Source organism: Butyricicoccus porcorum (assembly GCF_002157465.1).
GTDB classification, from domain to species: domain Bacteria; phylum Bacillota; class Clostridia; order Oscillospirales; family Butyricicoccaceae; genus Butyricicoccus_A; species Butyricicoccus_A porcorum.
In genome coordinates this window covers 1-12754 of sequence record NZ_NHOC01000008.1, presented here as the reverse complement: position 1 = coordinate 12754, position 12754 = coordinate 1, and the positions used below count along the sequence as shown (strand labels likewise).

The 12754-nt window shown below is 48.4% G+C and carries 15 protein-coding genes and 3 pseudogenes; 11 read left to right on the top strand and 7 right to left on the bottom strand.

Annotated features, from left to right (window positions below):
- The first annotated feature begins 2 nt into the window (after nt 1-2).
- The 11 genes from CBW42_RS14685 to CBW42_RS09590 all read left to right on the top strand — a co-directional run bounded on the left by CBW42_RS14685 (nt 3) and on the right by CBW42_RS09590 (nt 6584).
- Nucleotides 3-248 (top strand): hypothetical protein, encoded by a 246-nt coding sequence (locus tag CBW42_RS14685; RefSeq protein WP_165761123.1) that lies wholly within the window; start codon nt 3-5, stop codon nt 246-248.
- Between the two features lie 13 nt (nt 249-261).
- A complete protein-coding gene (locus CBW42_RS09630) occupies nt 262-723 on the top strand; it encodes a phage holin family protein (RefSeq protein ID WP_242969845.1) in 462 nt (153 codons plus the stop codon).
- The gene (locus tag CBW42_RS09625; protein ID WP_087020595.1) at nt 720-1436 is read left to right on the top strand and encodes a DNA-methyltransferase; all 717 of its coding nucleotides are present in this window, start codon (nt 720-722) and stop codon (nt 1434-1436) included. The genes CBW42_RS09630 and CBW42_RS09625 overlap by 4 nt, the downstream gene beginning before the upstream one ends.
- Before the next feature lie 14 nt (nt 1437-1450).
- Entirely contained in the window at nt 1451-2425 is a 975-nt protein-coding gene (locus tag CBW42_RS09620) for a hypothetical protein (RefSeq protein WP_087020590.1), read from the top strand.
- A gap of 88 nt (nt 2426-2513) precedes the next feature.
- Complete coding sequence (locus tag CBW42_RS09615; RefSeq protein ID WP_087020587.1) at nt 2514-2795, top strand: hypothetical protein; 282 nt, start codon at nt 2514-2516, stop codon at nt 2793-2795.
- A 140-nt stretch (nt 2796-2935) separates the two neighbouring features.
- Nucleotides 2936-3328 carry a four helix bundle protein gene (locus CBW42_RS09610; RefSeq protein WP_165761122.1) on the top strand — a complete coding sequence of 131 codons (393 nt, stop codon included), beginning with the start codon at nt 2936-2938 and terminating at the stop codon, nt 3326-3328.
- Nucleotides 3325-3570, top strand: a complete 246-nt coding sequence (locus CBW42_RS14680; RefSeq protein ID WP_330395852.1) for a DUF6273 domain-containing protein — start codon at nt 3325-3327, stop codon at nt 3568-3570. The genes CBW42_RS09610 and CBW42_RS14680 overlap by 4 nt, the downstream gene beginning before the upstream one ends.
- Nucleotides 3560-4624 (top strand): reverse transcriptase domain-containing protein, encoded by a 1065-nt coding sequence (locus CBW42_RS09605; RefSeq protein WP_087020581.1) that lies wholly within the window; start codon nt 3560-3562, stop codon nt 4622-4624. Before CBW42_RS14680 ends, CBW42_RS09605 begins: the two co-directional genes overlap by 11 nt.
- Complete coding sequence (locus tag CBW42_RS09600) at nt 4600-5547, top strand: DUF6273 domain-containing protein (protein WP_087020578.1); 948 nt, start codon at nt 4600-4602, stop codon at nt 5545-5547. The genes CBW42_RS09605 and CBW42_RS09600 overlap by 25 nt, the downstream gene beginning before the upstream one ends.
- A 1-nt stretch (nt 5548) precedes the next feature.
- The gene (locus CBW42_RS14830; RefSeq protein ID WP_087020575.1) at nt 5549-6046 is read left to right on the top strand and encodes a carbohydrate-binding protein; all 498 of its coding nucleotides are present in this window, start codon (nt 5549-5551) and stop codon (nt 6044-6046) included.
- A gap of 103 nt (nt 6047-6149) precedes the next feature.
- A complete protein-coding gene (locus CBW42_RS09590; protein WP_087020573.1) occupies nt 6150-6584 on the top strand; it encodes a hypothetical protein in 435 nt (144 codons plus the stop codon).
- 345 nt (nt 6585-6929) lie between these two features.
- Here CBW42_RS09590 and CBW42_RS09585 read toward each other — a convergent pair whose 3' ends face one another.
- The 7 genes and pseudogenes from CBW42_RS09585 to CBW42_RS09555 form a co-directional block, all read right to left on the bottom strand.
- The gene (locus tag CBW42_RS09585) at nt 6930-7997 is read right to left on the bottom strand and encodes a tyrosine-type recombinase/integrase (RefSeq protein WP_087020570.1); all 1068 of its coding nucleotides are present in this window, start codon (nt 7995-7997) and stop codon (nt 6930-6932) included.
- 592 nt (nt 7998-8589) lie between these two features.
- Nucleotides 8590-9420: a hypothetical protein gene (locus CBW42_RS09580; RefSeq protein WP_087020567.1), complete on the bottom strand. Its 831-nt coding sequence runs from the start codon at nt 9418-9420 to the stop codon at nt 8590-8592.
- Nucleotides 9421-9566: 146 nt separating this feature from the next.
- A pseudogene (locus CBW42_RS09575) lies at nt 9567-9893 on the bottom strand (integrase core domain-containing protein); the annotation flags it as partial.
- Nucleotides 9872-10117 (bottom strand): hypothetical protein, encoded by a 246-nt coding sequence (locus CBW42_RS14825; RefSeq protein WP_205703631.1) that lies wholly within the window; start codon nt 10115-10117, stop codon nt 9872-9874. The gene CBW42_RS14825 and the pseudogene CBW42_RS09575, both read right to left, overlap by 22 nt.
- Before the next feature lie 288 nt (nt 10118-10405).
- Nucleotides 10406-10579 (bottom strand): annotated as a pseudogene (locus CBW42_RS09565) (transketolase family protein); the annotation flags it as partial.
- A 98-nt stretch (nt 10580-10677) separates the two neighbouring features.
- Nucleotides 10678-11637 carry a polysaccharide deacetylase family protein gene (locus tag CBW42_RS09560; RefSeq protein ID WP_087020564.1) on the bottom strand — a complete coding sequence of 320 codons (960 nt, stop codon included), beginning with the start codon at nt 11635-11637 and terminating at the stop codon, nt 10678-10680.
- 60 nt (nt 11638-11697) lie between these two features.
- Nucleotides 11698-12594 (bottom strand): annotated as a pseudogene (locus CBW42_RS09555) (IS3 family transposase); the annotation flags it as partial.
- Nucleotides 12595-12754: the final 160 nt, after the last annotated feature.

The window sequence follows — 12754 nt, the reverse complement described above, 5'->3', positions numbered from 1 at the left end:
TTATGAAAAAGATTATTGCTACTGTTTTAGCAACTGCCATTATTCCCACATCCACACTGGCTTGCACACCACGGTACAAGCCCGCTGTGCCTGATGTGATGGCACAGGTACGTGTGTCGGCATCAAAGGCCGGTACCGCTGTAAAAAACAATGAAGGGAATAATCCTTCCTTGGCGGCGGCTTTGGCAGCGGCGGCGGCTGCAGCTGGTGCTGCTGCTGGTTCCTCCGTGTCTTCCGGGAATAATTAAGGAGGATAAACACGTGAACGATTATTTGATTTGTTTTAAGGTATCAGTGGCCGCATTCGTAACGGCTGTCGCTGCGTTTCTCGGCTGGAAGGGCATTTTGTGTTTCGCATGGGTCGCCGCCATGGCGATTGACTATGCATCTGGTACGGCGGCCGCATGGAAGTCTGGTCACTGGTCGTCCAGTGTGGCCCGACAGGGGCTGTGGCACAAATGCGGTATGATCTTCGCGGTTGCGGTGGCTGCGATCGCAGATGGCGTGATGGACGTTGTGACAACCAATTTGCATCTGGGCATCAGCTGGCCGGGGCTTGTCCTGCCGCTGGTGCTGACCTGGTACATACTGACGGAGCTGGGCAGCGTACTGGAAAACGCTGCTGCCATGGGGGCACAGATCCCACCGTTTCTGTCCAAGGCGCTGGCGGCCGCGCAGGATGCAGTCGACGACAAAACTGACGGAGGGGGCGGCGATGGATGAAGTTACTTTGTGGGGATTGCCTGCACCTGATGCAGGACATCCCTGACGGCAGCGTGGACATGATCCTGTGTGATCTGCCGTATGGCACGACGGCATGCCGATGGGACAGCGTGATCCCGTTTGACCCGCTGTGGGAGCAGTATCGGCGCATCCTGAAGCCCGACGGCGTAGCTGTGTTATTTGCGGCGCAGCCCTTCACAACGCAGCTGATCAACAGCAATATGCGGGACTTCCGCTATTGCTGGTACTGGCGCAAGGCCAACGTGACCGGCGGCATCTTTGCCAAGGTGCAGCCCATGCGATGCATCGAAGATATCGCGGTGTTTTACCGGCGCAAGCCGACGTACAACCCACAGGGCCTGCGTAAGCTGGACGGCGGCAAAGTCAATGCCGCGAGTAAGTCCAGCGTATACGGCCAGAAGAAGAATCCGTCTGTGCAACTGTACACTGGATACCCGCATCATCTGCTGGAGTTCCGGAAGGATGCGCACCAGCTTCACCCGACACAGAAGCCGGTTGCACTGTTGGAGTATCTGATCCGCACCTATACAGTACCGGGCGAAACCGTACTGGACAACTGTATGGGCAGTGGATCCACCGGCGTCGCATGCGTCAACACCGGTCGCGATTTCATCGGGATGGAATTGGAACGGAAATATTTTGATATTGCATCGGAACGTATTTCAGCTGCCCGGAGACAGGCAGCTGCATGAGAGGAGGAATCACATTGGGCTATTCAGTCAAGTTCCAGACGGAAGAGAAATACAAATCGATCAGCTACGGCAGCAACAGCATCTATAATTCCGCCTGCGGGCCTGCCAGCCTGTGCAATGCCTTACAGGTACTTGGTATTGCGGATATCAGCATCCCGACGATGTGCCAGCTGGCGGTCAGCTGCGGTGCGCGCGTAGACGGCGGCACTGTGATGACCACACTGCTGCAGTCAGCCGCCCCTAAGTACCATTTTACATACCGCACCACCAGCAAAAATGCGGAACTGCTGGCGCACCTGAACGCTGGTGGTGTGGCCATCCTGCACAATGGCAGCGCCTACAAGCTGTTCTCCAACAGCGGGCATTTTGTGATGGCCGCAGCGGCGTCTGGACAGACGATTACCGTGCTGGACAGCTACTGGTACAGCGGGAAATATACCGCGTCGTCCATCCGGCGCAACTATGTCAGCGTGGTGGAAAAGGGTGTAGTCAAGACCAGCCTGACGCAGTGCGGCAAGGCTACGATCGACCGCAGCCCGAGCTACTACCTGATTTCGCGCGAGGTTATCAGCGACACTAAAAATACAGAAAAGGACGTGGAAGATATGACAGAATCGGATGTAAGGAAGATCATCGCAGCAGAAGCTGAAGCGCAGGCAAAGAAAGCCGTATCCAACTGGGCAACGGATGCATGGAATGCCGCCGTATCCGCGGGCGTGTTGGACGGAACAGCCCCGCAGGGTAATTTGACCCGCGAACAGTTTACCGTCGTCTTGCGCCGTCTGGGGCTGGTTGGCGGCAGTGATACGCCGTCCGGCTGGGCAGCAGATGCGTGGACAGCAGCAACCGATGCCGGTGTGCTGGATGGTACCAACCCGCATGGGATTGTGACCCGCGAAATGCTGGCTCAGGTGGCGTTTGCACTGGGTCTGCTGGACGTGGTACAGGTAGACGGCGGAACGATGGAAAGCCACAAGTCCACAGAATAATTCACAGTACGCACCGGGTAATATACCTGCTTCCCTTTACAAAAAATATAAGTTAGTTATTATAACTTCTGAAAAGGAGGTGCATCGCATGATAGATGCGGTAAGAAAAACCTGTAATGCAGGTGAAAAAACCGAATTTAAGTTCCGCGCCACAAGCATCGCGTTCAGGGTCAAAAATTTTACGTCTGGTCCGGTATGCGTCTGCCTGCGGGAATGGGATGATAGCCAGTCCATTATGGTGTCCGCCGGAATGGCGGAAACGGTCGTGTCCAACAGAGAGCCGACCGAAATGATGCAGCGGGGCACGACCGCCACCGTCATCGTGACAGCCGAACAGACGGGAACTGTGGAGGTGATCCGAGATGACTAAGCGATCGAGCGAATTTTGCGTCATGCCGTCGGGCGGGAGCTCCGGAGGCGGATCCAGCGGAGTATCGCTTGCGGCCGTTGAGGTGTTTGTGGCCGACTATAGCGTTGCCGCAGATGTGTCCGCGGAGGCGGGTGTGGTTGATGTCTACAAACGTCTCCTCGTCAGCTGATTTTCAGCTGGCCAACATGGCGGACGATCTACTTGCGCTGACGCTAGATCTGTGCGGGCGCAAAGACGACAAAACACCGCGGTTTCCACGGTTGCTTTATGACGGCTATGTGTCGCAGATCATCGCCGCCGCAGTCGCGATCCAGAAAAATATCATCATGGCCAACGAGATGCGCAGGTCGGAGGCGCGCATCAAACTGCAGCAGGATGCCGCGGCACACTGCATCTGGTTGGTACACATGATCCGCATTGCGGCGGAAAATGGCTGGATCAGCGAGAAGCAGCGCGATCGCTGGAGCAAACTTACGGTCAATGTCAAGTGGAAAATCGTTGCGTGGATGAAATCCGACACTAAGAAACGATAAAATATGGGGCAGCCCTGATTTCTGCAGCGGTCAACTGGTGGCTGCGGTCGGCAAACTCCGAGACGCAGTTCCGGTACGTGAACACCAACGGCAACGCCAACAGCAACAATGCGACGAACACCGGCAACTGGATGCGCCCCGATCTGGCGGAAACTAGCAGAAAGCCCGTCAAAGGAGGGCTGTCCCTGATACAAAATATCAATGCCGAGACCATGAGGGAGCAGGCTATACATGATATTTGATTATGATATATTATACCGTGCCTGGCAGAATTCCAGCCGTGGAAAGCACGGCGCACCGAATCAGGCGCGGTATGAATATTATCTGGAGGAAAACCTTTATCATCTGCAAGCGCAACTGGAGTCCGGCACCTTTTGTCCGTCTCCGCTGCGCACAAAGCAAATCTACATCCCAAAGCGCCGGGTTGCCCAGGTGCCCAGTCTTGTAGATAAGGTTGTTCAGCACGCCATCTGCGACAATTACGCCTATGATGCGCTGACAAGACCGCTTATCAAGGAGACTGCGGCTTGTATTCGCGGGCGCGGAGCGCGGTATGCGGTAGATCTGTTCAAGCAAAGCCTGCATCGGTTTTACCGGAAGTGCGGGCATCGTCCGTATATCCTGAAATGTGATATACATAGCTATTTTGCGACCATTCCACATGGTCGGTTGAAAGCCCTGGTTGAACGCTATATTCTTGATGACGATGTCAAACGCATCATGCTGCAGTTTGTGGACATGACGGAGGTTGGGCTTCCGCTGGGTCTTCAGCAATCTCAGCTGCTTGCAAACTTGTACTTATCGGAGATGGACCACAAAATAAAAGAGCAATTCCATGCCAAATATTATGGACGGTACATGGATGATTTTTATATCATATCGGATTCCAAAGCGGAGCTTCAGACGGTCTGGAGCTGGCTGGCTGATTACCTGGCAGGAATCGGGCTGCAATTGAACCCCAAGACGGACATTTATCATGGCGATGTGGATTTTCTGGGTTTTACCTTCCGGTTGACGGAAACCGGGAAGGTCATCGTCCGACTGCGGAAGGACAAGCGTAAGGCGCAGAAAAACCGCGTCCGGTTGATGGCGCGGCAGATTGAGGAAGGCAAGTTATTTCCGGAGCAAGCGGCACAGTCGTATGCCGGCTGGCGTACACATGCGCTGGAGGGAAACTGCAGAAATCTTGTTTTGAAAATGGATGAACGATTTGATAATCGCCTGCGGGAAGCAGGATATGAATTGAAGATCGAAGGAAGGAGTGTGGAAATATGTCCCGCACAATTGCGGAATTGACCGCAGGAGAAAAAGTATATCTGGATGAAACAATAGACGGAGTATTATCCCATGTGCCGTACATATATCTTGGACAGGACGATAGTGGAAATTGCATCATCCTGCGTGAGGCCGTTGCCATCCAGAAGCGCATGCACAGCGCCAACGTGGCCGTTTACGACGGCTGCGAGGCAGATGTGTGGCTGGAGGACGAGGACGCCGGATACCTGAGCCGCTTCGATGCGGCCACAAGGGCAGCCTTGGTATCCACCCAGATCAAATGCAACAGCATCACGACCGGAGAGATCGGTGTGATCGCGCGCAGGTGCTTTTTATTGTCGTATACAGAATTGGGCTATGCGACAACGCCGGACGAAGGCGCATCGTATCTGGCTGCCTTGCAGACAGCAACCGGCAAAACCGGAGATAATGCGCGCATCGCATACAACTCGGCCGCTGCAGCGGTCAGCTGGTGGCTGCGGTCGGCAAACTCCGAGGCGCAGTTCCGGTACGTGTACGCCAACGGCGTCGCCATCAGCAACAATGCGACGAACACCGGCCTCTGGATGCGCCCCGCTTTATCGGTCGCGCCAGCGACCATCGTGTCCGATGGCACGGAGGACACAATCTATCTGCTCCCAGATAGCGCCAAGGCGTACCGGGAGGTCGATGCAGTTGTGTACGTCGGATCATCCGATAAACGCCCCAAGCGGGCAAGGGTGATGGTAAATGCAGTAAACTGCACCAGCCTACAGCTGCGTGTAAGTAACAATGCAAAAGATGCCAGTCCGACATGGGTCAGCGTCACCAATGGTGGAACAGCCGATCTGCCCAATACCACCAAAACCACAGACGCATGGGAGCTGGGTGTGAAAATCTATGCCACATCCGGAGGTCGCGCGGAAATCGGCGAGCCGGTGGTTATAGCGGAAATGGAGGAATAATATGCCACGCATCACAGAATACATCAGCCGGACAGCGCAGGCAAATGAAAGCGCAGCAGCAGCGGAAGTCCTTACCGGCGGCAATGTAACGCCGGAACGCGCGCACCAGCTGCGCAGCGCAATCGAGGTCGCAGTGGAATCGTTTGATGATAGCATCGCGCTGGACTATCCGGAACTGGTTCAGCTGTGGTATCCCGGTACGGCCTACGCTGCGGACCAGCGTGTGAACTATAATGGCACCCTGTACAAATGTTTGCAGTCCCACACGGCGCAGGCCGACTGGTCTCCGGATGCGGCACCGTCGCTGTGGGCGCAAATCTGTGAGACCCACGCGGGCACCGCAGACGATCCTATCCCGTATGAGGGCAACATGGAGCTGACCGAAGGCCTGTACTACACGCAGGACGGCGTGATGTACCGCTGCACACGCAGTACCGGACAGTCGGTGTACCATGTTCTGGCGGAGCTGGTGGGGATGTATGTGGAGGTACAGGTATAATCAATTTATCAGTTTATCAGTGAGATTTTCTCTCTCCATTTGTTGACAAGATTTTAGCGATACGATACAATGTTCTCGCAAATAACTTTTAGGAGAAATGAAAATGTCATATGATTTCAACATTCTTTTTGTATCAGGATGCACAATTACCGCTCTTGGTCACGGTAAGCAGATCAAGATCTCAACGGTTGAGTTTGACCAATCCAATTTGGATGCGATCAAGCAGGCAGTAGAAAATGGAAATTGTATCTGTGGAAAACAGACCATCTGCGCTCGACAGTTGACGATTAGCAAAAAAGATATTGCTTGGATGGAAACTAATCCTTTTCAAAAATACCGCGTTGTGTTAGATGTCCTTATATCGAATGCGGGGTCTAACATCGTAGACTCTCCTTTGATCGAGCTGGGCTCTGTAATCTTTGATTTGGCCGGAAGCTCGTCTAGATCGGAAGATGGTCAGGAAATTGTGACATTCCAAAGCGTTCCTATTCGGCTTTATCCGGATTGTGGTGGGTATAAGGTTTTGCTGGATAGGTAGTAATGTCCTTTTGTCGTATTTTTGTCGTATCCTCCGTGAAAAAATAAAAAAGTTCACAAATGAGTGTGTTTGTGGATGAAAATGCAATTTTGTTTGCGATATTGTTGCGACAAGGCAGACTGTAAATCTGTTGTCAACGACTTCGGTGGTTCGAATCCACCACCTCCCACCAAGTATTAAAGGCTCATTCCATTTCGGAATGAGCCTTTTTTCGTAACTTTTTTGGGATTCTCGGTTTCGGTGACTTTTCTGCAAAAGTCGTTTACGATTGGTTTAGACAGGGAAATTTGGACACAAACTGGACATGGATTTATCAGACTCATCCTTCTCGGGATGGGCTTTTGCTTAGTACGGCAGTTTGTTTGCGGCTTCAATTTGTGCTGCAATGTCAGGATGGGTATATCGTTCTGTCACAGTTGTAGAACTATGACCGAGGGCGGTCTGGATGACACGAAGATTGACATTCTGGTTAACCAACTGCGTGGCATAGGTATGCCGGCAGGCGTGGGGGCTGAGATACTTCACTCCACATTCCTGCAGGAAGGATTTATACTTGTTGTGGAATGTGTTGTAGCTCATCGGTTTTCCGTGCCGGTTCGGGAAAATGTATTCAGATGTCTTGGCAATCATGGGGATGGTTTTCTGCACGGTTTCAGACAGGGCAACCGTCCGGGTCTTCCGTGATTTTGTCCACTCTCTGATTTCCCAGCCTCCGGCTTCTGACTTGGCATAGACACGCTGAATAAGCAAGGTGCCGTCATCATGTATATCTGTCCATTTCAGCGCCGCCAGCTCCTCATAACGGCATCCGGTGGACAACAGCCATAAAACAGCATACCCAAATGGATTTTGCGCACAGCGGGCAATTATGAGCCGGATTTCGTCCAGCCCGTAGAAGTGTGTTTTCTCCTGCGGAGATCGGATAGGGGAAACAGCTACCATCGGATTCTTTACCATGTAATCATTAGCAACAGCAGAATCTAGAATCATCCGCAATTCAGTGCGGATTGCTTTCTGAGCCGAGAAACTGAGAGAACGCTTCGTCTGCAAAAACTGTTCAATCATCATGGCATTGACGTGATCGACACGGACACTGCCAAGAGCGGGTGTAATATGCTTGTCTAAATACAGTTTGTAATTTTTGTATGTACCGTAGACGATGCTGTCCTTTCTGGCTGCAAGCCAAGTATCGCCCCATTCGGCAATGGTTGGTGGCTGCCTCTCCGGAGCCGGTTCATGCAGCGAATCGGTGTAGACTTTCAGCGCCTTTCGGCAATCAGCCTGTGTCTTTCCGGTAAATGTCTTACGCTTCTTCGTTCCGTCCGGCATTTCAACCATAGTACGTAAGCGCATCTTGCCGCTGGGCAGCTTTTCGTAAGTGCCCGAACCGTAATTTGAACGTGATCTGCTCATTTCGGTCAACTCCTTTACTTTACATTTTGAGTATGGTAAAATAAAGGGGCAGATCAAACCTAGCAAATTTTATCTGCCCCCTTATGGGTTCCCGTCTTGGTGCGCCAACACTAAGGCGGGATTTTTTGTTGAAATTAGTTGTATGCTATGCTATGCTGTATTCGGCACTACCAATAACGGTAGGCGGTTGTCCCTCCTCGGAGGGCTTCTTACCCTCCAATCTGAGCGAGAGGAGGGATGCCCTATGGTTACATACGAAGCGTTATTCGCTTACACGATGGTACTAATAGGCGTTGTGTCTCTGGTCATCCAGATAACAAAAAAGAAGTAACCGCCAGCTCCGGGAAAAGTTGCGGTTACTTCTAAAGTAAAACATCTTTTCAGGGACAACCGTCTATCGGTAGTGCCCTTTTTCTATCTTTAGTATAACCGCTTATAATAGAATTGTCAATGAATATATACGTTGTTTAAACATTCTAAAGTTCTTTGAGGTCGTTTAAATCAGGAATAAATTTATGAAAATGCAATGAGATGAGTATTCAACCTACCCCTTATATCCCGCCCTGATGCGCCAACACCAGGACGGGATTTTTTATTCAACCAGGGTTGCTGTGCAACGCTCTAAGGTGATGTACTGACCGTCTTTTACAGTCACGTATCTCACATCATTGAAACTTGCGTTAGTAACCCAGCTAGATACTTCACCAGAGCTGTCATTTGCAACAAGATAATATGCTGAGGCAGAGCCTGTAGGAGTTACTTTGTATTCTCCGGCAGGGATGTCAATTCCAACTTTATACATTCCAGCAGAGATAATATTTGAGTTGTTGCTATCAGATGCGGAACTGTCCGAGTTTGAATTGTCTCTGGTAAGTAGTTGAGGTTCTTCGAGCATATTTTCTTTGCCCTGGACACAACGGTCAAGACCCTGCGTAGCTGAATATATTAAATCCAAACCCAATTGCACATCACCGGTCGTTGTAGTTCCACAGGCGTTGGAGATTTGCTGGAATCCGTCGATTGCTTCTTGGCAGTATACTAAGACACGCTCGTGCAAGACTAATCTGGATGACGGTGCGTTCATATTTTCAATTTTTCGCACAGCTTTAACACCATCAACTTCATAGCCTTCTAATTCAGCTATCCATGCAGTATCAACATCATCAGATGTTGAATTGGAAACAAGTTGTAACATGTTTGTGTGAACTGTCATAATATCAGTTGTATACGACATCAAGTAGAGGTCGTAGTCGTCTGCTGTAAGAGTTGCGCCAGTTGATCCATTGTCGGACGTTGCGGTTTTGAGAGATTCTTGGGTATCATCCGTTGCTTTAGAAGTTGTTCTTCCTGTGCTACTACATCCTGTTAGTGCGGAAAGAAGCAGTGCGGAGGAAATCATAAGAGCGAGTGTGTTGTTTTTCATATGTTTATTCTCCGGTTAGTCGTGCTAATGTGCAGCACATAAAATCTATTTTTCTCTTAATATTATACTTAGTTTATATATTTATATTATATTGTTGTGGTCAAGCTTTTTTGTAACACTTTGACCTGATTTTTACTGCATAGGTTTTACGCCCCGTAGCGTGCCTCGAAAGGCGTTTTGTAATTATTATAAGAATGCGGTCGTTCATGGTTATAATGGACATACGCAAATTCTTCGATGGATGTATATAATTCTTTCTCAGAATGATAGTAATGATGATTTATCAATTCATTCTTGAGAGTGTTGTAATATCGCTCCATAGGGGCATTATCGTATGGATATCCAGCCTTGCTCATACTTTGCGTTATACCAACTGATTCGCAGTATTCTGTGAATTCCTTTGAGGTATACTGGCTTCCCTGATCCGAGTGAAGAATCAGGCAGCTGGGATCTAAGCCCGGCTGGGAATCAATTCTTGAACTGTATACAAACTGCGAGATTTTTCTTCCGTCACCGAATACAGGCTTGTGTCCGACAATTTCTCGTAGTACCTACGATCCGACTTAAACACTTCCCAATCATATGTATGTAATCGCTGAATGATCTCCTCATCTACACCCATCTCACGGAGCTGCTGTTCCTCTGCGTTCTTCCATTTGAGCCACTTTTTTTCGGCCTGTGCCTTGTTATAAGACATAAAAATTCCTCCGATTCATCTAAATTTGGTAAAAATTCAGATGAGCCGGAGGGGATCGGCACAGATATACACACGCCATATGAATTGAGATACACACAGAATGACAATATGATTCACACAAGCTTGTTTAATTCATATGTATCATGAAGTTATAATATATTGTCCGTGTCGTCATCTTATTTTCTGTATCATATGTCTGGCTTTAAAAATGATTTTAAAAATAATGCACCACTGGGAAGGCGTATGTCCCAGTGGTGCATTTGTTCCTATCAAAAAAGAGAAATTTGCTTACTTACTCATCAGAGTCTTTGTCTGCTCCACAATATTTTCGGCGCACAGACCAAATTCATCATTGACGCCGATTCGCTTAACCCGTACTGGATTTTTTTTGGCAAAGACACTGCAAACTGCCTTGCCCAGGCCGCCAATAATATTATGCTCCTCAACGGTAACAATCTTTCCACAACATTATTTTGTACATATACAGCTACTGCGCAAACAATAAGCAGCAGGGTAAATATCCATCTTCTCATTTTCATAACGGATCCTTTTTATAATCATTATTTCACGTATCCCTCTGCCAGATACTGCAACAGTTCAACTGCTGTTGTATCCTCTGACACATTAAACCTCCCTAATTGATATAAAGTTTCCGGTCGATTTTGAACAATAATATTTTTATGGTCACTTTTCGTAGTTAATGTAATCTTATACCCCATTTCATGTACAACTTGTTCTGTCAGCTCAGAATACTGTCCCTTCGGATAGGCCAGTGCAAATAATGTGCTTTCAGTATGTACAGTATACTCGTCCTGATATTTTTTTAAATCATCCCGGAGTGCCTTGATATACACATCATCATCTTCCCCCTCTAACTGCGCTGCAGATTCCCGAACAGGCTTCTGTGTTTCTAATTTTGCCGTCTGATGCATGTCATAGGTATGAGACTGTACCTCTATCAATCCTGAATTCATCATCTCTACTGCTTGTTTGTAAGAAAAATGTGGTGTGATCGGGATATTAGTATCGCCATATGTTTGATATCCAATTGTTTTTCCGATTGCAAAAATAATTGCTTTCATTTGATATTCCTTCAACAGAGGATATGCCCGTTCATAATTACTCAAATATCCGTCATCAAACGTAATACACATCGGTTTAGCCGGTAAATCTTTTCCATAATAAACATACTCTATCAGTTGAGACATCGAAACCGGTTGATATCCCGCATCGCGGATCGTCCTCAAATCCTTTTCCAGAGTTGCCTGTGTTATGACCCACGGGTTGCTGCTCTCATCATCAATATGATGGAACATCAAAATAGGTATTACTGCTTTTTGGGCAGGCTTAGATTCTCCGGATATCTTTTCCTCTGCATTCTTACTCACACCAAATACCGTTTGAACTTGCTCACTGTATATAATCTGAGTTCCATACTGATATAATAAAATGAACAGTGTTGATGCGATTATTATCCCCCATAGTTTTCTAATCCTTTTTGATTTTTCCTTATTACTCATATAAATCTCCCCCTCAGGTTGGAATTGTCAAGAAAAGTGCAGTCTAAAAACTCACAAATTTTAAGCAGCAGATGAATGATACATATTGTGGTAATGTGTCTTATAAACAGCGGGTGGAAGCCCTAAGGGATTCGACGTATATACTCGCTTCCGATTATAGTAGATAAACACATATCGAAAGATAATAGATTTAACCTCCGCCATTGGCATTCGGTAAGTAGGAATTCTATAGAGCAGTTCCTTCTTCAAAGTTGCGAAGAAGCTCTCCATTCGGGCGTTATCGTAGCAGTGTGCCACACCGCTTAAGCTCTGCAGCATACCATATTCAGAAAGTTTTTTCTTGAACGCCTCGCTGGTATACTGGCTTCCGCGATCGCTATGAAGTGTCGCGCCTCGAACCGGATACCGGCAGGCAACTGCCTTGAGTGTATTGATACAAAGTTCTTTTCGCATATTGTCATCCATCTGAAGAGAAAGAATCTCACCGTTAAAGCAATCCATAATCGGGGAAATATAGAGTTTTCCGTCCAGGCAGCCGATCTGCGTGATATCTGTCAGCAGTTTTTGATACGGGGTATCAGCCCGAAAATCCTGCTTGATCAGATTTTCCTCCTCTTGAATTTCGGTGGCAGCGCGTGTTAAACCATGCGGACGTCTGGGTCTGCCGTGAATCAGACCTTTTTCGTGCATAATTCGCCTGATTCTACGTTTTCCTGTGTGGAATCCGTTCTGCTCCAAGGCAAGCTGCATTCGTTCCACGCCGTAATTGTCATTATAATCGGATTCATTCATAATCCTGTCTATTGCCGCCGAAAGAAGCGCGTCCTTAGACGGCTTACTGAGATTCTTCAGATATCGATAATATCCAGATTCGCTTATATGAAGAATTCTGCATAATAGTTCCACACTCCACTCCTTATCTGAATCTGTCTGTATAGAGTGGATAAAGCGGTATCGCTCATGTGCTTTTACTTCTTTCGGCGCGCTGCGAAAAAACCAAGAGCCTCCTGAAGTATATCGTTAGCTCGTTGGAGCTCTTTGACTTCCTTCTCCAGCTCAAGCATTCTTCGTTCCTGCTCGCTTGCCGGCAGTTGTTTATGACCACTTCCTACAAATG